Source organism: Fulvivirga sediminis, from assembly GCF_016757215.1.
Lineage (GTDB): Bacteria > Bacteroidota > Bacteroidia > Cytophagales > Cyclobacteriaceae > Fulvivirga > Fulvivirga sediminis.
On the sequence record NZ_JAESIY010000007.1, the window covers coordinates 88,547 to 115,225 of the forward strand.

The 26,679-nt window shown below is 36.9% G+C and carries 23 protein-coding genes, 1 tRNA gene and 2 pseudogenes; 14 read left to right on the forward strand and 12 right to left on the reverse strand.

What is annotated here, in order from left to right; translation table 11 throughout:
- Position 1: 1 nt before the first annotated feature.
- The 4 genes from JL102_RS13555 (at position 2) to JL102_RS13570 (ending at position 3,275) form a co-directional block, all read left to right on the forward strand.
- A complete protein-coding gene (locus JL102_RS13555; RefSeq protein WP_202244961.1) occupies positions 2 to 448 on the forward strand; it encodes a sll1863 family stress response protein in 447 nt (148 codons plus the stop codon).
- Between the two features lie 81 nt (positions 449 to 529).
- Entirely contained in the window at positions 530 to 883 is a 354-nt protein-coding gene (locus JL102_RS13560; protein WP_202244962.1) for a cupin domain-containing protein, read from the forward strand.
- 637 nt (positions 884 to 1,520) lie between these two features.
- The gene (locus JL102_RS13565; protein WP_202244963.1) at positions 1,521 to 1,700 is read left to right on the forward strand and encodes a hypothetical protein; all 180 of its coding nucleotides are present in this window, start codon (positions 1,521 to 1,523) and stop codon (positions 1,698 to 1,700) included.
- A gap of 114 nt (positions 1,701 to 1,814) precedes the next feature.
- The gene (locus JL102_RS13570; protein WP_202244964.1) at positions 1,815 to 3,275 is read left to right on the forward strand and encodes a glycoside hydrolase family 130 protein; all 1,461 of its coding nucleotides are present in this window, start codon (positions 1,815 to 1,817) and stop codon (positions 3,273 to 3,275) included.
- Between the two features lie 14 nt (positions 3,276 to 3,289).
- Here JL102_RS13570 and JL102_RS13575 read toward each other — a convergent pair whose 3' ends face one another.
- The 6 genes from JL102_RS13575 to JL102_RS13600 all read right to left on the reverse strand — a co-directional run bounded on the left by JL102_RS13575 (position 3,290) and on the right by JL102_RS13600 (position 9,263).
- Positions 3,290 to 4,300, reverse strand: coding sequence for a glycosyltransferase family 4 protein (locus JL102_RS13575; protein ID WP_202244965.1), 1,011 nt, complete (start codon positions 4,298 to 4,300; stop codon positions 3,290 to 3,292).
- Positions 4,297 to 6,531 (reverse strand): glycosyltransferase family 4 protein, encoded by a 2,235-nt coding sequence (locus tag JL102_RS13580; RefSeq protein WP_202244966.1) that lies wholly within the window; start codon positions 6,529 to 6,531, stop codon positions 4,297 to 4,299. The genes JL102_RS13575 and JL102_RS13580 overlap by 4 nt, the downstream gene beginning before the upstream one ends.
- 629 nt (positions 6,532 to 7,160) lie before the next feature.
- Entirely contained in the window at positions 7,161 to 7,358 is a 198-nt protein-coding gene (locus JL102_RS24110) for a sensor histidine kinase (protein ID WP_202245185.1), read from the reverse strand.
- Complete coding sequence (locus JL102_RS23825) at positions 7,352 to 7,936, reverse strand: sensor histidine kinase (RefSeq protein WP_202244967.1); 585 nt, start codon at positions 7,934 to 7,936, stop codon at positions 7,352 to 7,354. Before JL102_RS23825 ends, JL102_RS24110 begins: the two co-directional genes overlap by 7 nt.
- Positions 7,937 to 7,963: 27 nt before the next feature.
- Complete coding sequence (locus JL102_RS13595; RefSeq protein ID WP_202244968.1) at positions 7,964 to 8,608, reverse strand: porin family protein; 645 nt, start codon at positions 8,606 to 8,608, stop codon at positions 7,964 to 7,966.
- A gap of 94 nt (positions 8,609 to 8,702) precedes the next feature.
- Positions 8,703 to 9,263, reverse strand: a complete 561-nt coding sequence (locus JL102_RS13600) for a helix-turn-helix domain-containing protein (RefSeq protein ID WP_202244969.1) — start codon at positions 9,261 to 9,263, stop codon at positions 8,703 to 8,705.
- Between the two features lie 525 nt (positions 9,264 to 9,788).
- On the opposite strand from JL102_RS13600, the gene JL102_RS23830 reads away from it, so the two are divergent.
- Both JL102_RS23830 and JL102_RS13605 read left to right on the forward strand, forming a co-directional pair.
- Entirely contained in the window at positions 9,789 to 9,920 is a 132-nt protein-coding gene (locus JL102_RS23830; RefSeq protein ID WP_262896864.1) for a hypothetical protein, read from the forward strand.
- A 15-nt stretch (positions 9,921 to 9,935) separates the two neighbouring features.
- Positions 9,936 to 10,724 carry a PhzF family phenazine biosynthesis protein gene (locus JL102_RS13605; protein WP_202244970.1) on the forward strand — a complete coding sequence of 263 codons (789 nt, stop codon included), beginning with the start codon at positions 9,936 to 9,938 and terminating at the stop codon, positions 10,722 to 10,724.
- A gap of 638 nt (positions 10,725 to 11,362) precedes the next feature.
- Here JL102_RS13605 and JL102_RS13610 read toward each other — a convergent pair.
- The 3 genes and pseudogenes from JL102_RS13610 to JL102_RS13620 all read right to left on the reverse strand — a co-directional run.
- A pseudogene (locus JL102_RS13610) lies at positions 11,363 to 11,836 on the reverse strand (site-specific integrase); the annotation flags it as partial.
- A gap of 36 nt (positions 11,837 to 11,872) precedes the next feature.
- Positions 11,873 to 12,046: pseudogene (locus JL102_RS24115) on the reverse strand (phage integrase SAM-like domain-containing protein); the annotation flags it as partial.
- Positions 12,047 to 12,457: 411 nt separating this feature from the next.
- A tRNA-Asp gene (locus JL102_RS13620) sits at positions 12,458 to 12,531 on the reverse strand.
- 460 nt (positions 12,532 to 12,991) lie between these two features.
- On the opposite strand from JL102_RS13620, the gene JL102_RS13625 reads away from it, so the two are divergent.
- Positions 12,992 to 14,593 (forward strand): hypothetical protein, encoded by a 1,602-nt coding sequence (locus JL102_RS13625; protein WP_202244972.1) that lies wholly within the window; start codon positions 12,992 to 12,994, stop codon positions 14,591 to 14,593.
- Positions 14,594 to 14,623: 30 nt separating this feature from the next.
- Entirely contained in the window at positions 14,624 to 15,244 is a 621-nt protein-coding gene (locus tag JL102_RS13630) for a chloramphenicol acetyltransferase (protein ID WP_202244973.1), read from the forward strand.
- Positions 15,245 to 15,257: 13 nt separating this feature from the next.
- On the opposite strand, the gene JL102_RS13635 is transcribed toward JL102_RS13630, so the two are convergent.
- Complete coding sequence (locus JL102_RS13635) at positions 15,258 to 16,226, reverse strand: 2-hydroxyacid dehydrogenase (protein ID WP_202244974.1); 969 nt, start codon at positions 16,224 to 16,226, stop codon at positions 15,258 to 15,260.
- Between the two features lie 152 nt (positions 16,227 to 16,378).
- Here JL102_RS13635 and JL102_RS13640 point away from each other — a divergent pair, with 152 nt between their 5' ends.
- Both JL102_RS13640 and JL102_RS13645 read left to right on the forward strand, forming a co-directional pair.
- Complete coding sequence (locus JL102_RS13640; RefSeq protein ID WP_202244975.1) at positions 16,379 to 16,969, forward strand: Crp/Fnr family transcriptional regulator; 591 nt, start codon at positions 16,379 to 16,381, stop codon at positions 16,967 to 16,969.
- Between the two features lie 136 nt (positions 16,970 to 17,105).
- The gene (locus JL102_RS13645) at positions 17,106 to 17,495 is read left to right on the forward strand and encodes a RidA family protein (protein ID WP_202244976.1); all 390 of its coding nucleotides are present in this window, start codon (positions 17,106 to 17,108) and stop codon (positions 17,493 to 17,495) included.
- 94 nt (positions 17,496 to 17,589) lie between these two features.
- Here JL102_RS13645 and JL102_RS13650 read toward each other — a convergent pair whose 3' ends face one another.
- On the reverse strand, positions 17,590 to 18,153 hold the full coding sequence (locus JL102_RS13650; protein ID WP_202244977.1) for a thioredoxin family protein: 564 nt from the start codon (positions 18,151 to 18,153) through the stop codon (positions 17,590 to 17,592).
- A gap of 311 nt (positions 18,154 to 18,464) precedes the next feature.
- Between JL102_RS13650 and JL102_RS13655 the strand changes: the two genes are divergently transcribed.
- Both JL102_RS13655 and JL102_RS13660 read left to right on the forward strand, forming a co-directional pair.
- Positions 18,465 to 19,121: a suppressor of fused domain protein gene (locus tag JL102_RS13655; RefSeq protein WP_202244978.1), complete on the forward strand. Its 657-nt coding sequence runs from the start codon at positions 18,465 to 18,467 to the stop codon at positions 19,119 to 19,121.
- 185 nt (positions 19,122 to 19,306) lie between these two features.
- Entirely contained in the window at positions 19,307 to 19,597 is a 291-nt protein-coding gene (locus tag JL102_RS13660; RefSeq protein ID WP_202244979.1) for a hypothetical protein, read from the forward strand.
- Between the two features lie 428 nt (positions 19,598 to 20,025).
- Here JL102_RS13660 and JL102_RS13665 read toward each other — a convergent pair whose 3' ends face one another.
- Positions 20,026 to 21,978 carry an RICIN domain-containing protein gene (locus JL102_RS13665; RefSeq protein ID WP_202244980.1) on the reverse strand — a complete coding sequence of 651 codons (1,953 nt, stop codon included), beginning with the start codon at positions 21,976 to 21,978 and terminating at the stop codon, positions 20,026 to 20,028.
- A 519-nt stretch (positions 21,979 to 22,497) separates the two neighbouring features.
- Between JL102_RS13665 and JL102_RS13670 the strand changes: the two genes are divergently transcribed.
- Positions 22,498 to 24,480, forward strand: coding sequence for an alpha/beta hydrolase-fold protein (locus tag JL102_RS13670; RefSeq protein WP_237390588.1), 1,983 nt, complete (start codon positions 22,498 to 22,500; stop codon positions 24,478 to 24,480).
- Positions 24,481 to 24,559: 79 nt separating this feature from the next.
- On the forward strand, positions 24,560 to 26,593 hold the full coding sequence (locus JL102_RS13675; RefSeq protein WP_202244981.1) for an extracellular catalytic domain type 1 short-chain-length polyhydroxyalkanoate depolymerase: 2,034 nt from the start codon (positions 24,560 to 24,562) through the stop codon (positions 26,591 to 26,593).
- The last annotated feature ends 86 nt before the right edge of the window (positions 26,594 to 26,679 follow it).

Below are 26,679 nucleotides of genomic sequence, written 5' to 3' on the forward strand. Positions count from 1 at the left end.
CATGAAAAGATCATTAATGTCTGTATTTATTTTATCCGGGCTCTTGTGCACGGTGCTATCAGGATGTACACCTGCAACAGACGAACCCTCAAAAGATATAGAGCTCATAGACCAAAACCCTGAAGAAGATATGATTCAGGCTAAGGATGATTATCTCACCGAAATTGAGCAGTATAAAGCTGAGATGTCATCAAAAATCGATGAAAATGAGCGGGTTATATCTGCATATAAAGACAGTGTGGATACTGGTCCAAGGTTTAATAAAATGGAATACAAAGTGGAGATAAATCACCTTGAAACCAAAAACAATGAACTGAAAGACCGCCTGAATGATTACGAAACTGATGGGGAAAGTGATGATTGGCAAACTTTTAAATCCGAATTCAACCACGATATGGATGAAATGGGAACGAGTTTTAAAAACCTGTTCGAGAGGAATGTCGAATAAGCATTTTAAACAAAACTTAAAATATTTGAATACTGATAGCAATTTATCAGTATTCAAATTTCTCCTTTAAAAATAATTATCATGAAAAATCCAGAATTGGAAAAGGCTAAAGTCTTCATTATTGTTGAAATAATAGAATATATACCCAATTCAGTGTTGATTAAAACAATTATTAAAAAGACTACCGGTAATGTGAGTGCAGTATCGTTTGACTCTGGTGAGACGTTAAGCGAAAAGACCACTCCATTCGATAATTTTATACAGGTCATTGACGGTGAGGCTGAAGTAGTGATTGATGGAAAATCAAATCTTTTAAATACCGGTGAATCTATCATTATCCCCGCGCATACTCCTAATATTATTAAAGCTAATGTAAGATTTAAAATGATCTCCACCATAATTAAAAGTGGTTATGAAAATTTAACTCTGGATTAAGGTCTAGCATCAGCCCTAAGAGAAGACTTATGAAACCACGCAAAATTGGCATAGTCAACAGATGCATGCGTATCTGTACTGCATTTACAGGGGCTTTTCAGACTGTAGCAAACTAGGTGAGAGAAGTGTTTTTAACATAACACCCTTCTTGTAATCATTCTCGCATAATCTACCATCTGTGAATTATGTAATAAGTCAAAACAAATATGCAAATAGGCCGAAAGATATTAGGGCCATCTTTACAGTAAGTAAAATGAATAACGATTAAATCAAATTAAAAATGTCAAAAGAAAAAGAAGGTAAATCGAAATCAGATAAGACAGCCCCCACTAAGAGCCTTAAGGAAAAAAGAGCGGCAAAAGTAGCAAAGAGAAAAGAAAAGAAGGATAATGAATAATTACCATTATTTTATAATATCAAAACTATTTTATTGAGCCCTGTCAATGTTATCTATGCCTTATGTGAAGCTTGAAGCATTTATTACTCTTAGGGGGTGTAGTTATCAATGTTGATGATTTGGATAAACCAGTTCTTTAGCTTTGATAAACTATACTTTTCCTAATGATATTATTTTATCATTAGCATTTGCCTTAAACATTTCATCTCCAGAACCTCTAAATTTTTAAAACCCAAGTTATTGACAAGCGAGTCAGGGAGTGCTTCGGATGGCTCTGCAACAGAAGGGCCTTTGGAGGTGAATGAGGTCAAGGTGATATCATTCATCACAACCTATCGACCAATTGTGCTGCTGCTTATCGCCTACTATACTGTTGCAATACAAATAATCAATAACCAGAGAGAGGCTCTGCTGTCATAGAGCTTTAGATAGAGGCATTATGTCTATTAAAAAAAGGTGAATCAACGGCTATGAAAATGTAGTGAAATACTACATTATACTGAGTCATTACTAATTAACATTGGTTATCAACTTATGAGAGTATCAGTAATTCGTAAAAACATTAAATTCATGCCAGATCCGAGCAGGGTGGTGGCTCGTTATTTTATGAATGGTGATGAGCGCACTATAAAACTCATTAACAATATCATGATAATGAGTGATACAGAAGTGTATTTTATACTGGAGCAAACTTTAAGGGAATTTGCCAGCCGACACAGAAACATAAGTAAGGTTTTTTTTAAACATTGCCATAATTTAAAAGGCCTTATTGAACATATGGGGATTTCCTTTAATGAGTTGTCTGATGAAAGAAAGATGCTCATTGGCTCTTACACTACCATGGAATATTCTATTGAATCGGCAGCTTTCTTCAATCCTTCTATGGTAGAGGACTTTGATCAATCGTACCTTAATGATGGGGAAAAGAGGGTAATAATATCTTTTAGAGCTACGGGTGAAGGCCACCTTTCTTCAATTGTTTTCAGAAGGGGAATACTTGACAAGAATAATGATCTGCAAATTATGAAAACCGGAAGCCATATAGACAAGGCTGAGATCATTCATAAAAAGCTATATAATAAAAAGCGATTTATCAGGAAGCTAGAGGAAATGCAGATTCCCTATAGATATTCCAAAAGTATTATGCAAGATTTGCCTGATAGATTTGAATATTTCGCTCTTCATGAGGCGGTTAGTAAATTATTGAAGGACCATGAGCTCAGTACTGATAGAAGATTGGCATTACAAGAAGTTACGTGGTTAGCTGATTCTTTTTATGATGTTCAGTTTACGCATGACTCAGATATAACTGAAAGGGTTATTTTTCCACTATCAATGGCTGAAAGTAAAGGTATAGAAGATGCGCGTTTTGTGAAATTCACGGATGACGATAATTCTGAAAAGGTCTATGCTACCTATACCGCGTATAATGGACATACTATTCTTCCCAAGCTCCTTTCCACTGAAGATTTTTATACCTTCCGAGTCATGCCGTTACATGGTGATGGTGCTCAAAATAAAAATCTAGCAATGTTTCCAAGAAAAATAAAGGGGAAATTTGTTATGCTGGCCCGTATAGATGGAGTTAATAATTACCTCATGTACTCCGATAGGAGCACTGTTTGGAATGATCCAATAATTATTCAGAGCCCCAAATTCCCGTGGGAGTTTACACAAATGGGTAATTGTGGTTCTCCGATATATACGAAGGAGGGCTGGTTAGTGATTTCTCATGGGGTTGGGCCAATGCGGCGCTATTGTATTGGAGCCTCACTCTTTGACCTGGATGATCCCTCCAAAGAAATAGGTAGGTTAAAAGAACCTTTACTTTCACCTAACGAGGATGAAAGGGAGGGATATGTCCCTAATGTGGTATATTCCTGTGGCTCACTGATACATAATAACAACCTTATCTTACCTTATGCAGTATCCGATTATTCTTCTACTTATGGCGTAGTGGACATGGAGGAATTACTGACAGTATTAAAAAGTTAAAATTACTCCTTGCCCTATTTATTTACAATCATCTTATAGACGTCCATGTACTCATCAATCATATGTTCCAGACCAAACACTGAGCAGGCATGCTTGTAGCAATCCTGAGAAGCAATGGTATGTAGTTGATGTACAGCCTTAACAGCCTCTGAGACATTGTTTACCAAAAAGCCAGTTACACCGTTAATGATGAGCTCTTGCATGCTTCCCCTGTTGAAGGCAATAACCGGCGTACCGGACATCATAGCCTCGACCACACTGAGCCCGAAAGGTTCATCGAATTGAATAGGGTGCAAGAGTGCAAGGGTGTTAGATAATAATTCATTTCTGAGAGTAGAATCAGCATTACCGTAAAACATCACCCGATGTTCATCTATATGTGGTTTTATATATTGATTAAAGTAGTCATTATCCTGAATGAGGCCAGCGATTTTTAAAGGTATTCCCACTTGTTTGGCTATTTCTATTGCCATATGTGTGCCCTTATCCGAGTGTATTCTTCCGAAGTAGAGTAGAAAATTCTCTTTCTTTTGTTTAAACGTAAAATCTTTAGGGTTGAGGCCATGATATATGGTTCTTAAGTAGCTAAGCTCAGGATGCCGGTCTGCATTAGAAATGGAAATATAGGAGGTAGAGGAATTATATTTCTTATAAACAGGCATGATCTTCTGGGAAGAAAAACCATGTATGGTAGTAACCATCGGAGTATTTATGAGGCTGGAATACGTAAGCGGAAGAAAGTCAAAATGATTATGAATAATATCGAATTGTTCAGCCATTTCCATCAGATGGCTGATGTGTAGGCATTCCCCTACCTTTGGGTCTAGATGGGGGTCTTCGGCATAGGGTCTCTCACAGGCAAATTGTAATTTGCCTGTGGTAATAGCATCTGCGGTGGCAAATAAAGTTACATCAACTCCCCTGGCGTTTAAGCCTTCTGCAATATTTGAGGCCACCTGTTCCCAAGGGCCATAGTTTTTTGGTGGTGTTCTCCAGGCTATGGGTGAAAGAATTGCTACCCTCATTCATCAAGTTTATAAAATTCCTCATAAGCTTGTAATATGGTAAGGTGTGATATCAGGTAAGCTAGCGAACTCTCCGCCCCTTGGTTTCTATTTACTCCATAGTTTTCAAAACCATCACAGCACCCTTTGGTCTCAAAATCATAAAGACTCATCCGTAAATCATTTTCTCCCAGAAACCACATATAGCAGGTGAACATTTTGTTAAGATAGTCTTTATCTCTGGTCAATAGAAAGGCTTGGTGATACATTAAAATCATGGCCAGGGCATCAATAGGTTGTTGAGCATAGGTAGACCTTGGGCCATTTTTTTCATACCAATTCTTGTTTCCCACAATGGATAAATAACCATCTTTCAATGTCACCTCTGTGAGAAAGTTCATGGATGCTAATGCCGTAGCAGTTACTTTATCATCATTGAGAATTTCTGCAGCATGAAGCAGGGCAAGTGGCAATATACCGTTATCATAGGCCAATAAAGATTCAAACCATTTCCAATCAGAAGTACTGTTATCATCAAAATGATTTATTAAAATAAAGGACATTTTCCTTAATCTTTCTGTCATGCTATCATCGGACATGTTGGTTTTTAGATAATAACAAATGCCGATCATAGTATTGGCAATGCTTCTGATTGATTTTAACTTCTCAAAGTTAGGGGCGGCATCAAAAAAAATGAGCCTGCCGGTTTGATAATAAGCGTCATTGGGGGCATTGCCCAATAAAAAGCCCAACGCCCAGATGGTTCTTCCAAAGGAATCTTCTGACCCAACTTCATCCATAAAATTGCGATTAAAGCTTAGGAAGTTCCTGAAGGTTCCATCACTGTTTTGCATATAATGTATATAACTAAGATATATAGGCGATAACTCCAGAGCAAGCGAGTCCTTTTTTTGTTTGTAAGCCATTAATACCATAAGTAATGCCCTTGAATTATCGTCAAGACAGTAGCCTTCTTTCAGGTTAGGAATACCGAATTTTGCGTGCTGTATTATTCCTGTATCATCAGTCAGCCGTTTGATATGTGACAGAGAAAATGGCGGAAGCAGCAAAGGATCTACAATTGTTTCCTTTTTAGGGGTTAATTCCAGAGGTTCTGATATTATCCTTTCCGCAAGTTGAATATACCTAGCACCAATTTTGGGCCAGGTTATCTTTTCGCCATATTCCGAAGATCTTTTTTGAATTTCCTTTAATTGCTCGGGGTTATCCATCAATTCCTGGAGGATATCTGCAAGCATGTCGGAATTATTAAAATTGAAAAGTCTGCCTCTTCCATTGTCCAATAATTCAGATGCGTGCCAATAAGGAGTTGAGATAACAGCACAGCCAGCGCCCATAGCATAAGAAAGGGTTCCGCTGGTGATCTGCGCTTCATTAAGATAGGGGGTGATATAAATATCACAGGCTTCCAGGTATTTAAAGAGCTCTTTCTGATCTATAAATTCGTTTAAAAAGATTACGTGATTAGTAAGATTTAGATTTTTTACTAACAGCTGCAGAAAATTTCGATATTCTTCACCGGATTGTCTGATAATATTCGGATGGGTCTTACCCAGAACAATATATTGTGTGTTAGGGTAGTGAGCTATTATTTTTGGTAAAGCTCTTATAACGGTTTCAATACCTTTATTGCGGCTGATGAAGCCAAAAGTCAATAAAACCTTCTTTTCTACCAGTTTGAATTCTCTTCTGGCCTGAACCTTGTCATAATGGATATCAGGTACCCCATGTTCTATTAATGATATTTTCTCTTTTGGAACTTGATATATTTTGGTAAGAAAAGTAATAGCCTTATGACTCATTACTACTATATGATTAGCCATTTTACAGACTTCCTTCAATACTGCCTTTTCATTATAAGAAGGTGCTTCCAGGATAGTATGCAAGGTGACAATGAGCGGAATTTTTAAGCGATGAATAAGAGGCAATATGTGCACCCCACTTTCTCCTCCAAAAATTCCAAATTCATGCTCTAATATGCATATGTCAGCTCCGCTGAGGTTGATGAAATTAGCCGCTTCAAGATAATCTGCCTGCTGTTCCTGATGAATAACCAGTTTAACTTCAGAAGGGTAGGTGTACTCCTGATTATGATCATTTAAAGCTACAATAAAACCTTCATTATCATTTTTTTCATTGGCATGTTGTAGCATGGAACGCATGAGATCGTGGGTGAAAGTGCCTATACCACATTCCCGTGGCAAATAAGTGCTTATATAGGCAATTTTCATGTGTTTTGGCTTAAATCCATGTTGAAATTGGTGAGGTGATGTTTCAGGCTTAGGTTGTTGACATAAAGGATTAATCACTTGAAATTAGGCTTATCGGTCAATTCTCTTTCAAAAAGCGCCAGCTCTTTCCTTTCTGGATCATCTTGGAATTTGCAATAGTAAATCCGGTGTAAATAACGTCTGACTATCAATTTTACAGACGGGTTAATTTTTTGATAAACCACTGCTCCTTCATCGAACTTATTTTCAATTTTCATAGACTATTGTTGGTATTAGAAATGATGGTAATATTGTCCGTTAGAAAAAGAAGAAAAAGACAGAAAATCCATCTCTTTCTTCATTACGGCAGGTTAATTAGTTGCTTATTATTTAGATTTATTTTTTTAAAAAGATGACTTCCTTCTTATCTGGTTCAACTTCCTATTCTTTATTTTTAGCTGTGGATGCTTTTCTTTTAAAAGTTTACTTTGGTTAATCCAATTGCCGGTATCGGTGTTAGCTTTTTCCATGAAGTCGTGATATTATCTTTGTTAGTAATTGTCTTGTTTGACAAATATACCTACAAGCACTGTCTAGTTCGTTACAAGAATAGGTGGTAGTTTTACATAATTCACAGATTATGAAAAACCTCATTCCTGATTTAACTTCAATGTGAATATAAATTCAGCTCCCTTTCCAATGCGGCTTTTTACCCAGATATCTCCATAATGTAATTTCACATAGTCTTTACAGATCAAAAGGCCTAACCCAGTACCCTTCTCATTATTAGTTCCATCAGTAAAATAAAAGCTTTCCTTTTTAAATAGTTTTCGTTGCCCTTTTATGATATGCCTACACCGTTATCTTTTATGATTACCTGAACATAGGAGCGGCACATCAAAGCACTAATATCTATAGTCCCCCCTTTAGGAGTAAACTTAATGGCATTGCCAGTCAAGTTTCTTATGATGGCTTTGAGCATATTCAGGTCTGCAAGAAGGGGTATGTCTTTAGGGACGGATTGAGTAATAGTTATTTTTTTTTGTCCTATCAGAAAACCAAGGTTAGCAATTTCTACTGATATTAACTGCTGCAAGTTAATGTCAATAGGATTAAATCTTTTTCCACCTTGTTGGGAAACAACCCAGTGTAAAAGATTGTCTAGAAGAATTAAGGCACCTTCAGCCGAAGAAGACGCCATGGTTATGATTTTTTTTATTTCTTCTTTATCATAATCATGCCTATTCTCTTTTAGCATAGACAATAGGCTGATAGTGGTGCTAAATGGTTCTCTTAAATCATGCGCTAAAATAGAAATGAACTTTGCGTTGTCATTCATTATTTCACGGATTTCATCCTGGTGTTTTTTTTCAATACTACTTAGGTGAGGTTTTTGTTCTTTCCTTTTTTCTACAGATATGCTCATATATGGTTAGTTTGATGTATTTAATATTTAATTAGTTGCTATGAAATAGCCGGCAGTTAATTGAAAATAAAAATTCTTGTAGGTGGGTGTTTCGGTATGATTTCCATTATTATTAGAAACGTCAATGGAGGCTCTGGGAGCCAAAAGAATGTGCTTTAACCTAAAATCAATACCAGTGGAAAAACCTAAATTACTTGTCTTGATTTTTTCATTATTAAAAGCCTGGATTTGTAAATCGGTCATTTCGGCATCATTAAAGTTATTTTGTTGTTTTAAAAGATATGAAAATTGAGGACCTATAAGTAGAGTTAAGGCATCAGTAACTTTTATAGAAAGAAATATGGGGAAATCAATGTAGCTGGTGTTTCTGGAAAGGAGATAGACAGCATTCATTAAAATACCTTCAGCTTCAAAGCCCTTTCTGGAGTATAATATTTCCGGCTGTAAGCCAACAGTTTCACTTAAAGGTGCCTCTATAAAGATACCCAGTGCCAATCCGCTATTGGCCCTTGAGGTAAATAACTCACCATGAGCATTATATACATTTGAATAGTTTGCACCTACCTTAAAACCTACTTTAAATTTCCCCCATGAATAGTCTGTATTTCCCTGGGCATTGCCAGCGGCTCCTAATAAAGGGATAAACATGGCCAATAAAATAATTTTCTTCATTACTTAAATTTTAAAAATGAGTCAAAACAAGTAAATGAAGATACCAGCAATTAATATTAAATAATTACAATGTTTTATAATGGAGTTGCATATATCACAGATCTTCCAGGTTGCCTTTTCGCTTTAATTTCAGACTTTTATAAAATGTAGGGGTAAGGCCCGTAATTTTTTTAAATTGATTAGATAAATGTGCCACACTGCTATAGTGAAGACGATATGAAATTTCAGTTAGATTAAGTTCATCATAAAGTAATAGTTCTTTGACTTTTTCAATCTTGTGCATGATGATATATTGCTGAATAGTAATGCCCTTTACCTCCGAAAATATATTGGATAGATAAGTATAATCATAATTTAATTTTTCAGCTATAAAATCCGAATAATTGACCTTAGGAAGAATATCTGAATAGTGGATCATTTCAGTTATTACATTCTTGATACTTTCAATAATGATACTTTTTTTATCATCCATTACTTCCAGCCCAGCTTTGCTTAAAGCTTGGGTTAGTTTTTGTAGCTGGTCCGAAGATATATTTCCCAAAAGCTCTACCATACCTAATTCTACTACTACAGCATTCAGTCCTAGGTTTTTCAGCTCCTCTTTCACCAGCATTTTGCAGCGTAGACTCACCATATATTTGATATAGATTCTCATGATTAAAAGGGGCTTGTGATTTTTTGCTAAAATATTTGCAGTAAACACAAGGAAAAACGGGGGTAAAACGTGGGTTGATACGTGGCTACAAACAAGCTAACATGTGGAGGCTAATTTAGTTCATTACTTCATTTCGATATTATATTGCATTTCTTTGATTTACTCATATAGAATTCCATATTCTTAGCCTAAAAAAAAGGGCAGAGTGATAACATAAGAATTTAGTTAAAATACTCAATTTATAAAGTCGGATCAAAGCTCGATTAATTAAATGGCGTTTAACCCTTCAGAATTCTGGAGATAGGGACATTGTGAAAGACCATTTGGCGGAGCTATAAGCTACCCCGTATACAATATTTTAATTATCCCAAAGACTGTCCCCGTTCCGACCTTTCAATTTAGCGGCTGTTACCTTGGCTTAGACTGTACTTATAGATGCATTGGCGAGTACGAAAAATCCATAGCTCTTTTTGATAGGGCAATAAAAGAATTTCCTATCGTTAATGAATATAAAGTTTTAAAGCTATGGCTTTATATAATTTAGACAACCATAAAGAAGCTATGGACTTATTGTTGAATGTTATTGGTACAACAAGTAATGATACAGGCGTTCAAGAAGATCAAGAAGCCATTGCATATTATTCTGATAAAACTTGATAAAAACTTCATCTAATGAAACTACCTTTATATCAAATCGATGCTTTTACCGATAAAATATTTGGCGGCAATCCAGCCTGTGTAGTGCCTTTGAAAAATTGGCTACCAGACGAGGTACTTTTGAAAATTGCAAAAGAAAATGCAGTAGCTGAAACTGCCTTTTTTGTTAATAAAGGAGACCGAATACATTTAAGATGGTTTACCCCAGAAATTGAAATGGATCTGTGTGGACACGCCACATTAGCAACTGCTCATTCGTTAAAATCCATTTTAGAATATCCTAATGACAAGATTATTTTTGAAACTTTGAGCGGAGAACTAATTGTTTCGGTTAAAAATGACTTATATTCATTAGACTTCCCTTCTAGAATGCCAGTACTTACTGAGTTGCCGAAAATCATTCAAAAATCATTGAACTTACAACCAAAAGAAACTTTAAAATCAAGAGACTATGTACTGGTTTACGACACTGAAGAGGAAATACGGAATATTAAAATTAACCGACAAATCTTTGATCAAATCAACCTTGACCCTGGTGGAGTCGTTGTTACAGCTAAAGGCCAAAATTGTGATTTTGTGTCAAGGTATTTCACTCCGCAATCTACAATTTTAGAAGACCCAGTAACAGGTTCTTCACATTGTTCTCTAATCCCTTTTTGGTCATCAAGATTAAAAAAAGAAAAATTAAATGCTCTCCAAATTTCTGATAGAGTAGGAATTTTGGAATGTGAAAACAAAAAAGATAGAGTTATAATTAGTGGGAAAGCAAAGACGTATTCTGTAGGGAATTTATGGATTGAATAAACTACCGTCACTCGTGTAGACGGCCCTGAGCAATAAGCTCATCGTGCGCCTCACACCTCCCGGCGTAGTTTGCCCAGAATCAGGACATCGGTATTAATAGTTCTGCATGCTGTATTTGAGATGGTGGAGACTTTAATAGAGTCAACCCACCGACGTTGTTTTGAAGGAGATAGCGTCAAACCATCTAGAGGTGCTGAAGTAAAGAGCTTTGGTGCTGAGCGTAGAGGAAAAGTTATCCCGTGAGGGTAATAGGTATTTGTATGAGAGTTGAACGTAAGTGAACTGCCGATGAGGGGCCGAGAAGTGGTTACCCCCAGTCAAAAGTTACGGAGTGAAAATCAGTGTTTTTTCTAACATTGAATACAGAAGTTATCTGTTTACTTTCAGCATGACTGGCATCTTTCAGGTGGCAAGACTTATACTTGGTCTCAAATTTGGAATTTGTTCGGCAATAAAACCGGAAACGGATTGACTGAAAAAATGAAAAACAAATAAAATCTACTGCTAATCGTGCAGATGGCCGTGAGCTATAAGCTCACGGTGCGCCACAGTATCTGGCGAATAGTTCTCGTACCTTTAGATTCATCGAATCCCGGGTTGTAGTATCATTAATAAATGTTTCTTTTAACTATGTGGTTTTAGGAAGCTTTCCCAAAAGTTGCCCCAATTCTACCTTGTACCTGCTCCATATCTCTTCCGAGCTTATCTTCTAACACGGAGGCGTAGATTTGAGTGGTCGTAATCTTAGTATGTCCCAGCATTTGGCTAATAGATTCTATAGGCACACCCTGTGACAGGGTGATAGTGGTAGCAAAAGTATATCTGGCCAGATGGAAGGTGAGGTTCCTTTTTATGCCACATATATCAGCAATTTCTTTGAGATAGGCGTTGAGCCGCTGATTAGAAATGCGAGGAAACAACCTTTCATTTTCCTGAGCAAGAGGGTGATTTCTATATTTCTGAATTAAGCTCATGGCCTGATCTAATAGCGGTATTTCAGCTGTAGTTTTAGTTTTCTGCCTTTTAATTTTTAGCCAAGGCTTATGGTTGATGTAATGAACATTATCCTGTGATAAGTTAACAAAGTCAATGTACGATAAGCCTGTATAGCAGCTGAATAGAAAATAGTCCTTAACTACTTCAACTCTCTATAGTGAATATATGTTGATGTAGAGTCTGAACTCTTTCATTGAAAGAACTTCTCTCTTAGGCCATTTAAAATGCCATTTAAAAGAGGAGAGGGGGTTGCTCTTAATCCAGTCTCTACGTATAGCATCATTGAGCACTTTCTTAAGCATTCTAATATATTTCATGGCTGTGTTTGAGCTGTGTTTGAGCTCAGTTTATCGTTATTGCGCAGGTATTGTTCAAAATTGACAGTCAATTGATAATTGAGTTAACAGCCAAATTAAGTTGAACTTGTAATCAAATAAAATATTGTAGTCCTAATTTATTAGCCGAATAAGAATGTTTGAGGTCTTTTCATCGCGTTTAAAATGTTGTAGTGAACAATCAAATACGTCCATTTACATCGCATATTTTAACGGATATAATTAATTGATAAACAGTTAATTATAGCTAATTCGGTTAACAAAAATAAATAAAAAAACTGTTAACCGAATTGTTAACCGAATCAGATGAAAAGGAATGTGTTTCGATGGTAGCTTAAAAAGCAAAAAGCCGCTTAAATCATAAAATTTAAGCGGCTTTAGTGTTATTAGACTCTCGTCTTGCGGTCTGGACGGGACTCGAACCCGCGACCTCCTGCGTGACAGGCAGGCATTCTAACCAGCTGAACTACCAGACCGTGTTTCTAATAGGGTTGCAAATATAGGTTATCGTTCCTTATATACAATACTTGCACTCAAAATTTCTTGATTATTTTTTAAAAAATAACTCAACTAATTGATAGTCAAATAAATAAATTAAGATGTTTATTGGGTTGATTTTATCAAACGTACTCATATCTCAACCAATTGTATAGCTCCAAAATAAAACTCAATATCTACTTAACTTTATAAGTCCTACAACCACTTACATTAGTATAGCTACTATTACAACTTACTATTGCATCAACAAATACCAAGCAGCAGTATTATTAGATGCTAACTGCGCCTAAAACTATAAATAATCTTATGGATGGCTGCTTCTACGGTTACCGCAAGCATCATTCAGAAATTCAAAATAGTAAAAGCTTAAAGAACTCTATTCCATCGTGAATAACAAAATTTAAACTACATTCAATAAGAGTCTATTTTTTTAAACTTATGATCTCACGATTTTTATTTATCCTTTTGTTTAGTTTGGCCTACAGACTACTATTCTCTCAGAATGTAGAAGTAACTGCCAGCAAACCATACAGGGCGATAAATGCTTTAAAAAATCTATATTTCTATTACAATGATCAGGTAATAAGTGTTAAAATCGGAGATAAGGCCATTGTTATACAAAAATTTGATAAACAAGGTAATTTTAAACAACAGCGTGAATATAAGGATTTACCTAAAACAGCCTCTATAGAGAGAATAGGAGAACATAATGGTTCATATTATGTATTCTACTCAGTTTGGAACAGCTCTAAAAAGCAATTAGATTTATTTTATAGAGAAATCAATTTTGCCACAGGAGTATTGGAAAGGGAAAGCAGAAAAATACTTACCGTTATTGGCAAAGTAGCCGATAATTTCACCTTATCATCATCCAGACTACTAGTTCGTAATCATTTCGATTTTCAATATTCTAAAGATCATTCCAGATTATTAATCCAATACCGAAGAATACTTAAGCAAAAAGGCGATACTAATAATCATGATGTTATCGGTTTTGAGGTGTTTGATAGATATTTTAATCAATTATTTCATGCCGAAGTAGCAATGCCTTACACCAAGAAAATGATGGATAACCTAGACTATACGGTGGATCGCAATGGAACCCCATATGTAATAGCTAAGGTTTATAATGATGAAACTACAGACAGGAGCAACTCAAATAAAGAATTACCAAATTACCATATAGAGATATTGAAGATTGGTGCTGGCCAGGTTACCGCTAAGCCTATTGCTTTAGAAAGTCGATTCATTAATAGTGTAGCCATTTTCGAGACCTCGGATAGCTTCATGACGGGAGCCGGGCTATATCATAACGGAACCGACAGACATGATGCAGATGGTATTTTTGTATTTAAAATAAAAAAGGATGGAGAAACCTTAGAAACCTTTGCTTACGACATTCCTTCAGAGGTAATTAATGCTCATGTGAAATCAAGTATTGCTCGAAAAAACCGCAAGAAATCCGAGGAAGAAGAGGTTTTGAGTGATATGTTTTTTGATATAGTGAGGGTGATGAATGATGGCAGCGTATTGCTCGTAGCAGAACAGTACGAGGAGAGAGCCATAGCCAGCGCTATGAACGGAAGTGAACTGCTTTACCCTTATTACCTATACAATTCTATTTTGGCAGCTAAAGTGAGCACAGATGGAAGTATCGCCTGGATTAATAAAGTACCTAAAAGGCAAGCAGGTAGGAGAGGGCGAGGCAGCATGTCTTATCAGTACTTCTATCAGGGAGACAAGCATCATTTCATTTATCTGGATAACCCTGCTAATGCCGACCTGACAGAAGATGAAGTACCTTCACCTGTTAGCAATATGGGGGCAGGGCTACTTACTGATTATTACATAGATGATGCTTCAGGCGATATGAAACGTATAAACGTGTTCAACTCTAAAGATGTGGCTAATATGAAGGTAACTAGAGTAAGCCCTTTTAAAGTGATACAACTAAGCGAATATGAATTTTTTATAGAGGTTAATAAAAGAAAAAAAGGTAATATTATGCTTAAATTTAGATTGGATCCTGATCAGAATTAAAGAATAGATCTTTAAAACTTAGTATAAACGATGAAAACCCTTGTAAACCTAGAGCACTGGAACCGTAAAGAGCATTTTCAATTCTTCTCGCAATTTGAAGAGCCATTTTACGGAATTAATGTGCAAATGGATTGTACTTATGCTTATAATAAAGCTAAAAAGCAAGGTGTATCTTTCTTTCTCTACTATCTATATCAAACCTTAAAAGCTGTTAACGAAACCGAAAATTTTAGATATAGAATAATTGGAGATCAAGTCTTTGAATATGATAAGGTTCATGCTTCCCCTACAATTATGCGTGATGATAATACTTTTGGCTTTGGATACATTGAATATCATGAAGCTACTGATATTTTTTATGCAAAAGCATCAAAAGAAATAGAAAGGGTTAAAAATTCCAATCGCCTGGAAGCCGCAGCTCGCGAAGATGTAATTCACTTTTCTGCCTTACCTTGGATTAATTTTACAAGCGTATCGCATGCCCGAAGTTTCTCCTTTCCTGATAGTTGCCCAAAAATATCTGTAGGTAAAATGACAGAAAAATCAGGCATAAGATCTATGCCTGTGTCTGTTCATGTTCATCATGGCCTGGTAGATGGTTATCACGTTGGCCTTTTTATGGATCGATTACAAGACCTGCTACATAGTTGATTGGAAAAATCTCCTACATCACTTTCTTGACCTCTGCAGGCATCTTGTAGCCCTTCAGAGCCGCTATAAGATTCTTAGCCGCCAGTTCAGCCATTCTTGCCCTTGTCTCTTCTGTAGCCGAGCCTATATGCGGTAGCGTGCATACATTCTCCATGTAAAGCAAAGGGTTGACAGTAGAGGTAGGTTCCTGCTCAAAAACATCTAATCCGGCACCCCAGATTTGCTTATTATTTAACGCATCTATCAGGTCTTGTTCTACATGCAGTGCCCCGCGACCTGTATTGATAAAAATGGCCTTTGATTTCATTTTTCCAAAAGCATCTTTATTAAAAGTGCCTTTCGTTTGCTCCGTTAGTGGACTGTGAGCGGAGATGACATCACTCTCTTTTAGCAACTCATCCATAGTCACATATTTGGCGTTCAGCTCCTTTTCAGCATCTTCATTCGAAGTTCGGTTATGATAGATAATATTCATACCGTAGGCATGATGACATTTTCGAGCCATTTCCAGACCTATCTTACCTAAACCAAATATTCCTAACGTCTTACCATACAATTCAATCCCCAGGCCCCCCGTAGGCTGAAACATACCCCAGGTTCCATTAATTATTCGCTTATGATGAAAAAAGGCCTTTCTACTTGTAGCCAGTAGTAGTAAAAAAGCAATATCAGCAGTAGCCTGACTTAGTACATTAGGAGTATGACCAATTTTGATGTCAAATTTTTTAGCCGCAGCAATATCGATGTTATTAAAACCTACAGAGGTCAGAGAAATCACCTTCAGGTGAGCCAGCTTTTCTAGTAAATCATGATCAAACTTAGAGGCATCTGCATTAATTATACCATCAGCCTTCAGACTTAGCTCTATCAGCTCTTCTCTGGTTTGGGGTACATCCTTATCCCAAATGGTATAGGTAATGCCCTCCTCATCTAGCAAATGATAAGCGATATTTGGTAATGGACGGGTTATAAAAATATGCATACAAATATATTTCTCTTTACTCAGATAGTTTTCTTTGGTATCAAGGACAAAAAACTAATTTAATTGTTTTAACCACAACATTCATCCTATCTTTTTGTCATTAAATTTTTAACCATATGCTTTTTCTGATAGTTTGGCACTAAACTACTTTCATGAAAACAAAACTAAGAACTCATTTTGAGGCATTGGTTCCCTTGACTGATGATGAATTTAACTTCGTTCACAGTCATTTCTCTTCACAAACGGCCAAAAGGAGTACATACCTCATCAAGGAAGGAGAACCTGTTAAATACGTCTACTTTGTGATCTCAGGACTACTAAAATTAATTTATACTAATGAATCAGGAGAAGAATCCATTGTTTCTTTCGCTATGGAAGACTGGTGGGAAAGTGATTATATGGCCTTTTATTCCGGATCTAAGGCACATCTTTCATTACAATGTCTTGAAGATTCAGTGCTATACAGAATTAGCTTGGAGGATTACCAAAACCTATGCGACAAGTCCCAGAAGATGCTACGTTTCTTTCTGCAAAAAGCACAAAGAGGTCATATAGGATCACAGCAGAGGATCATCTCATTTCTTACGTTAAGTGCCAAGGATAGATACGAGCATTTGATAGATCGTTACCCTGCATTATTACAACGTGTTCCTAAAACGCAGCTAGCCTCATACCTTGGCGTATCGCGCGAAACACTAAGTCGGTTATACTCTTCCAAATCATACCTAGACAGAACGACTTAAAATAACTACTTATAGTCTTGTGCTCATTTCTACGGGAATAGTGACATAAGTCACAGGTATCAAAGGCTGTGGGTTTACAACTTTGCATCATATTAATCATTCAAGTGCTATGAAGCACGGTAAAATTTTTATGAATATGGAAAAGAGAATTGTAAACCCTTGGAATTGGCAAGATGAAAGAAGCTACGTACAAGCGGTAGAAGTAAAGCACGTAGAAAGTACTTTGTATGTATCTGGTCAAACAGCCATAAGTACTGATGGTATAGCAAGCCAAGCAGATATGAGAACACAGTTAATGGAGGCTATACAAAACCTGGAACAGGTAATAACAGAAGCAGGCTTTAGCTGCGAAAACATAGTAAGACTTAATATTTACACTACTTCTTCCGAAGAATTATGGCCTCATTTTGATGTATTTCAAGATTGGGTTAAAAAGCATAATATGAAACAAGCTTCCACATTAATGGAGGTAAGTAGCTTATTTGAAACCTTAAAAGTAGAGCTTGAAGCTACTGTAGTTAAATAATAAGCCGTTTTTGCTTGAAAATCGCCATCACGCACAAAACAGATAATACTATGCAGCAGCTTTCAACGCTGCTGCATAGCTTAATCATGTATATTTATAAGCTTGGCACTGCCCTAAGCAACTGTAAAATTTCTGCTTGCAGCTCAACACCTTTATCTTTATTGTACCAATTCTGCACTTGCTCTGTGAGAACTTCATGGGATACTTCTGCTGCTTTTAATTCTGCTACTAACTCTTGAGCTCCTTTAGGTCTGGGCCCCCAGGTAAATAAGTCATTGTCGTTAGCATCTCTCACTACTAATTTTGGTATACTTTTACCGCCATTGGTTAAATAGGAATCAATTAAAAAAGGCTCTTGATCCCTAAGTTGAATGTCATAAGTGATATTAGGGTTCTGTTCTGCCAGCTTTACCAGAAAAGCCAATGAAGCTCCTGCATCTCCACACCACGGCTCGGTGATAATGATCCATTTCTGAGCCTTAACGTTTTTAACTTCCCTCACTAGCTCTTCATCAAGCTGCAATGTTTTGTACCAGCGCTTCAATCGTGAAAAATTGAGTTTGGTATAATTTAAATAATTAGGATTGTCATAAGGAGGAGCAGGGTTATCACTGTTCAAGATCTCCTCAAATAATCTCTTATAATCTTGGTAATCCATTATAATATAATCTTTTAAGTAAACGGCTGCAGCCAATCTCACTCTACTGAAAATACCACGAGTAATTTGGCACTGGCTTCCGCCAAATCATTTAAGTGAGACAAAGCAAGCAATTTCTGTCTATTCTCTGGCAAAAGAATAAGATAATTTTACCTGTATTTTCATTATGTATCTTGAGACATGAGGCTACATTAATTCTCATAAGTCCTATTGTAATTTTTGAATGTATTATAGCTGCAAAATATTAGCTTTGCAAAACCAAAATCAGCAATCCGGATAACGGGCCAATATTTATTATTAAGAATTAAGTGATGACTAAAGAAGAGTACAAGAAAAAGTTTGATGAAGATGATGCGGTAGGCTGGCTCAGTATGGACGCTGTAACAGAAAGAATATATCCAGGCCAAGAGCCAAGAAACTACGGACCCAATACGAGGTATATACTTGGTGGTGAAGACCCATTAGATGGAGTGAGTATATATGATTCCCAAAAGCAGCAAGATCATTATCACATAGTTTCTTATGGTATGTCCAACCTTTACTATGATCCAGAAAGTGTTAAAAGTGAATTTAGTGGCTGGGGTTTTGAATTTACTTTCCGACTGGCACCTTTTGAGGGAGATAAAGAAGATCCCTTATGGGTGGCCGCCCTTATGCAAAATTTAGCTAAATATGTTTTTGATAGTAAAAACTGGTTTGAAGAGTTTCACTTTATTACAGCCAATGGGCCCATACGCTTAGATACTAATACGGATATTACTGCAATAGCTTTTATAGAAGACCCCGAATTGGGTAGCATAAACACGCCAAATGGTAAATTGCAATTTTTGCAGATGGTAGGTATTACCTCTCAAGAGTATGAATTACTCTCAAAAAAGCCTGAAACTACAGAGACTAAAAAGTTACTTAGCCACTTAAAAAAACAGAACCCATTGCTGATTACAGACCTGAATAGAAAGGGGAAATAAACACCACAAAATCAATTAATTACAATTGCATCATGTCAAGAATTCAATAAAATTTACCAACAAATAAAAGGTTATAATTTACCATCTCTAATAAAATAATTTGTTTAAAATTAATTATTAACAACTCAAAATAGAATATAAAGGCTATATTTGGGCTTAGATTATATTAATAATAATTATCAATCATGACCCTAAACCTAGAAGCCCATTTATTAGAAGGCATAGATGTATTTAATTTTCTGCAACTTATAGTAAGCACTCCTAAAGATTTAGCGGGTAAATCCTATGTGTTGGTAACCAAAAGTCTTCTCTCGCAATTACCACAAAGCACTAATGACACCATCGAACACTGCCTAAGGCATGGCTTTGTAGAAGTGAAGCAGCTTGGCCGATCCAACGAATATTGGATTACCAGAAAAGGACTGGAATATTATCATATTGAAGACTCAAGAGGAGCCAGGTTCAAAGTTTCATAAAGCGTTTTCCTAGTCAATTCTGCCAGAAGCGAGATGTCATGTAGCTGTTATCATTACACGACTATACTTTTAGTGACCGCTCTAAAATAAAGCTGATTTTTTTTATACTACCGCTTCCCTTTCTCACACATTTATTGAAACGAAAAAATCAGACCTTTTAATTTTGAAAGGTCTGCATATTCGTTTGTCAAAACATTGCAAATTATTCTATTTCAATATAGAGTAGTTACATTTTAAGTAATTGCAACCCACATCATATTGGTAAACTGCTTTCTGAAATTTTCGATAGCATCATTAATTAAGTTATTTCACAAAAGTGGATTACAACCGCTGGTAGATTTTATTAAAAATAAATCAAAAAAAAGTGAGAGCAGAAGCTATACATTCTTCCACTCTCACTTGAATTAAATTATCCTGAATATTGGTCTTTACTCAATAATAATTTGCTTTGATTCAGTGAAATCAGCTCCGTAAATTCTCAAGATATAAGTACCCTTTTCCAGTCCAGTGCTTATGCTTTCTGTTTTTTCACTTAAACATGATTTCTCATATACTTTCTTACCATCTATACTAAATATATTAATGCTATATTCCTCTACATCTTGTGCATTGTAAGTAACATTAATATCTCCGTTAGAAGAAGGATTAGGATATATTGATACTGAAGTGTTCAAGCTATTCTCAGTAACATTCGCCGTTCTTTGAGTAGTGCTATTTGAACTTAACCCTATGTAGTTAAACTTGAACTTTTGACAAGCAGTACCAAAGTAATCAAAAAGGCGCAGGCCAACTGATCCGTCCATATTACAGTCTAAAACATCAAAGCCTTTGCTTGTAGTTAATTTAGACACAATCTTCTTATAGTCACCATCTAAATCTACTACTCTCCAGGCCTGAGCATCATATCCATTACTATCCCATAACCTGATAGCAGTACCTGACTCTGTATCTCCATTAGCTAAATCTATACATTTTCCATTAGCGCTAGCCAGTGAAACAAAACGCCAATATCCATTTCCAGCATCCTTAGCTACCCATCTTTGAGCAGTAGCTCCATTTCTTTCCCAAGGTCTAATTACAGCTCCAGCTTCGTCAGATCCATTTTGAAGATCTAATACCTTAACAGGAGTGGTTTTAAACTCTATTTCATATATCCCATTATGAACTAAACCTGAATTATCAGAGCATGAGCCACCAGGCAAGTCGTTATTAGCATATTCAGAGAACCAATGTTTCACTGGCGCTGCACATGCCTGCCAGTCGCCACCATAGGCTATACCTCCGTTAGGATCTCCATGGTCTAATAAATTATCTGGAGCTAAAACATTCCAAGAAGCATTTCCTGAATTAAATAAAATGCGATTAAGATTGGCTCCAAAACCATTTCCTCCTGCTGTTCCTGTAGTAGCTACTCCAAATGTACCATACCCCTCAGGTGCCCAGTCAGTTTCAGTAACCACTATAGGTGCTATATCAGCTATAGGTTTTACATTAATATTCCATGCATTTTGGAAGGCATTATAATTTCTTATTCCTCCCCAATACCCTGGGTAAAGATGAACCGCATATCCTATGCTTCCACCTGTAATAGGATAGTTAACATATCCTTGATAATGTGATTGCCATCCCGTTCCAGGTATCCATAAAACGTTGTTTGCTCCATTGCTTCTGATATTGTTAACTATAGGCTGAAAGAAGTTTTTAAGTGCAGCAAAATGTGCTGAACCAGTGCTTCCCCATTGGCCATTAGTTCCTAATATTTGTACAGGCTCATTGGCCAATTCAAACATTACATGGTCTGCATTTTTTAATGACGGGTGGTTAGAAAGGTAATTCCAGATTCTTTTTAAATAGTTATGGTAATTGTCATTTACCGCTATTCTTTGAGGACACACCCCTGGAGGTCTTAAGATCACATACATTCCTCTAGCTCTAGCATGCTCAATAAGAGGAACTATAACCTGATTAGTATAAGTAACTAATCTATCAAAGTTAAACCTTGAAATGTCATCTTCAGGAATAGGTGATCCAGGATTATTGGTCCAGTAAGGATCGATATGCAACCTAATGTAGTTAAGATACCATCCTGACGAGGTATCAGTTAATTTGTTCATTACTGCCTTATTGTAATTAAGAGCACCTTGAACATTGTAATTATCCCAAGTACAATATTGAGAGTTGAACCCATATTGACATCCATTAAACCATGGACTTGGGGTGATAGCTACACCGTGTAATACTACATTATTTCCACAGTCATCTACCAAATATCTACCATCTACATGGAGTGGGGGCAATGGCATACCAGGCCATGCTTCTGCAGCCAATACCTGAAGGCCGAAGAATAAGATAAAAACTATTCTTTTTAGAATTTTCATCATAAAAAAAGGGTTTGGTTGTTTAAATATGTTTAAAATAGACTTTGCTGTGCTTAATTTTTTTTAAAGAGAATGTGGATCTACATCTCAATAAAAATAATAAACATAGCAGTAGCCTAGCTGGCTGTAAATGTATAGCTAAAAGAGTATTTGAAATTGTTTCAACGTTCCAAATACTTACCTTTTGGTTACATATCGGAAATTGATTTTTGACTTCAAATGAAAATGAATAAAGGGAATCTTTATTTTGAGAGATTCACTCCATGTATCATAGCGAAAAGCATATGTTACAGACTGGAGTAGTTGGTAATCTGTTAAACTATAAATTTGAAGTGATGAATATGTTAGTCATTTTAATTTCATCTATATTTTAAATGCTCTTTGATCAGACATAACTCTATTGATTTTAACCAACATTCTAGCACTTATGCATATATACTTAATTTAACCATAATTTCAATTTAATATTGTCTAATTTTATAATTTAATAAGTATAAAATAAAATTTAAATAAGCCTAAGCCTTGAAACCTAAAATAAGCCTATTATTAATTTTTATTCCTTTTCTTTTCTCTATCAACATTGCGAAGTCTCAAGCCTTGAATGAGACAGCTCCTGTAGGTTTTGACCAATATCAGCCAGAAATCGCACATGGAAATATTGATACTGTCACCTACAAATCAAAAACAGTAGGAGTAGAAAGGGAAACCTTAATTTATACGCCGCCGAATTATAAGGAGAGCGAGAAATATCCTGTATTGTATCTTTTACATGGTATAGGTGGAGATCAGTTTGAATGGCTGAAACACGGTCACCCTGAGGTGATTTTAGATAACCTCTATGCTCAGCAGAAGTTAGAGCCTATGATTGTAGTTTTACCCAATGGCAGAGCTATGAAAGATGATAGGGCTACGGGCAATATTTTTGATAGTGTAAAAGTACAGGCCTTTGCTACCTTTGAACAAGATCTACTAAAAGACCTAATACCTTTTATAGAGAAGAAATATCCGGTATATAAAGACAAAGACCATAGGGCAATAGCCGGTCTTTCTATGGGAGGAGGGCAATCCTTGAATTTTGGTTTGGGAAATTTAGACACGTTTAGCTGGGTAGGTGGCTTTTCGTCAGCACCAAATACCAAAGAACCCAAAGCATTACTTCCTAAGCCTGATATGGCTAAAAAGAAGCTCAAGCTCCTCTGGATATCTTGCGGTAAGTCTGATAATCTCATCAATTTCAGCCAAAGAACTCATGATTACCTGAAAAAACACGATATCCCTCACATATTTTATAAAGAGCCAGGAGGGCATGATTTTAAGGTCTGGAAGAATGACTTATATATGCTTTCTCAGCTGTTGTTTAAACCTGTAAATCCGGCGTTTTTCGGAAGCTATGATATTGCACAGATCGAACACAATGAATATGAAGGAACACCTGCTTCCACCAATATCTCAGGAAGAAAATATCCTCTAATATTGGAGGATAACAGGGTAGTCTTTAGACTCAAGGCCCCTGAAGCCAAAAGTGTGCAGGTAGATCTCATGAAAAAGTATGATATGATAAAGAATGAAGAGGGTGTTTGGGAAGCGGTTACTGAGCCTGTAGTGGAAGGATTTCATTATTATTCTATCATTATTGATGGCGTTCCTTTAGTAGACCCGGCCAGCCAAACCTTTTATGGTATGGGCAGAATGGCGAGTGGAATAGAAATACCTGAAAATGTTCAGGTGGATTACTATCAGCCTAAGGAAGTTCCCCACGGGCAAATAGTACAAATGCGCTATTATTCTCAAAAGACCAAAAGCTGGAGACGGGCTTTCGTTTATACCCCTCCAGAATATGGCTCACAGACTGATAGAAGCTACCCAGTGTTATATTTACAACACGGAGGGGGAGAGGATGAAACAGGATGGCCTAACCAAGGCAAGGTCGATTTTATCCTAGATAATATGATCTCAAGCGGAGAAGCTCAGCCTATGCTGGTGGTCATGGAAAACGGCTATGCAATAAACCCAGAGGCTAAACCAGAAAGCCAGGCCTCTTTTTCAGGTATGCTGGCCAATGAATTTCCTCAAGTATTGGTAGAAGAAGTGATACCTATGGTAGACAAAAAATTTAGAACCATATCAGACAGAGACCACAGAGCCATGGCAGGCCTTTCAATGGGAGGCTTTCAAACATTTTTAATTACCACTGATAACCTGGACAAATTCGCCTACATAGGGGGCTTTAGTGGAGGTGGCTTCATTCCTGAGGGTGAAGATATTAACTCTGTCTATCACGGCGTATTTGCCAACCCCAAAGACTTTAATACAAAGGTGAAACTCATGTATTTAAGCATAGGCACGGATGAGCCTGAAAGAATGTATCAATCTGTTTATAGTTTTCATGAAAAACTGAAAAACGCAGGAATAGACCATAAGTACTATGAATCTCCCGGCACTTCTCACGAATGGCTCACTTGGAGAAGGTCTTTGCATCAGTTTGTAACCTCTATTTTTCAATAAAGAAATTAATCATTAAAAATATCTATAGTATGGCTACACTTTTAATTTAAATCTTTAAACAACCTAAATCCAAACCCTTATGAAGAATTTTAGACCTCTTTTATTACTCATCGCCAGCTGGCTACTGCTAGTCCCAGATCTGCTGGCACAAAATTACGATTACATACAGGTAGGCGGTACTACCAGAAGTATGATTACTTATGCTCCTTCGGGTCTTGGCCAAAACAGGCCATTGATGATTAACATGCACGGCTATAATCAAGATGCACCCTATCAGCAGGCACAGGCAAAATGGGAGTCAATAGCTAATTCAGAAAAGTTTGTAGTAGTATATCCTAATGGACTCAACAAAGCCTGGGATATCTCAGGATCAAGAGACATCGATTTTATATTGGCTATTATCGATAACATGTCTAGCCGTTTTGGTATAGACCGTAACCGAGTTTATTTATCTGGTTTTTCTATGGGCGGAATGATGACCTACCACGCAGCAAACCGGATAGCTGATAAAATTGCGGCATTTGCCCCTGTAAGTGGCTATCCTATCGGTGGTGCCAGTGCAAACAGCTCTAGGCCAGTACCCATTATTCATACTCACGGCACCTCTGATGACGTAGTTTCCTATAGTGGTGTACAAGGTACATTAAATGCATGGAAGACCAGAAACGGCTGCCCTAATAACGGTCAGGTAATTGATCCATATCCTTCTAACAAACCTAATTCTGTAGCTTCAAAAACTACTTGGGGCACTTGCTCAGAAAACACTAAAATAGTGCTTATCACCCTTGAGGGGAAAGGACATTGGTGGTCTATGGATACAAACACAGGCGTTAGCACCAGCCAGGAGATATGGGATTTTGTAAAGAACTATTCTCTTGATGGTAATGATGGCGGTGGAGACGGCGGTGATGGTAGCACCAACGTTTGGTTAGAAGCCGAATGTGGTGAAGTAGGTTCATTAATCCAAAAACAAACAGGTAACTCTTCATCTAACAACGGTTATGTGTCAGTAGCTCAAGGAAACAACAGTCTTTCATCTGCTCCTGATGCTAATGGCCGTATCACGTATTCTTTTAACGTTGCAGAATCAGGTGCTTACACCTTGTGGGGTAGAGTAACCGCTCCTTCTCCTGATGACGATTCATTCTGGGTACAGGTAGATGGCGGCTCATGGTTAAACTGGAATGGCATAGCCCCAGGCTCTAATAGCTGGACATGGGATGATGTATCAAGCTATAATTTATCATCAGGTAATCATACACTAACTATAGGTTACCGTGAAGATGGTGCTCTATTAGACAAATTATACATTACCAATACTGGACAAACTCCTAATGGAGCAGGTTCAGGAGCCACTAATTGTGGAGGCAGTAGCCCTGGCCTTGTTAATAACGGTATCTATGAAATCGAATTTCAGACTAACTCAGGAAAAGTATTAGACTTAAGAAACGGGCAAGATGCCAATGGAGGTGTACTAAGACCTTGGGATCGTAATGGAGAATCAGCACAACAGTGGATCGCTATAGACGCAGGGAATGGTAATTGGAGGTTTGCTTCCAGAGCCAGTGCTTCAGGAAGGGTAATTGATCTTGCCAATGGAAGTACTAACACGGGGACCTCTATTCGTTTGTGGGAAAATTTAACCAACAGCGCTCAGGCCTGGAAGGTTGAAGCCGTGGGTAACGGATATTATAAAATTACATCTAGCCTAAACTCTAGCCGCAGCTGGGATGTGGGCAATTGTGTTATGGATGGTTCTGCCCCTCTGCAGCTATGGGACTATTATGGTACTTCTTGTCAATTATTCAAATTCAATTATATCAGCAGCTCTAATGCCAGAGAAGCAAGCACCTTAGCTGAAGTACCGGAAGATACTCATCAGTTAGTAATGTACCCGAACCCCTCTAAAGATGGTGTTTTAAAATTATCTTTTGATTATCCTGAGACCGGACAATATAACGTTACTATATTCAATAGTGATGGACAAAAAGTGATGGAAAAAGACATCGCTGGAGGTAAAGGAGAGATCAACACTAACCTAACAAAAGGCATTTATATACTTAGAGTAGATGGACCAGATTATTCAGCCAGTCAAAAATTAATTGTTGAATAATGATAGTCAAACATGAAATGGCACGAACAGCAGCTATTTCATAATAAATTTTCTTGTTAAACCATTCAAAGCTCCCTCACCTTCTT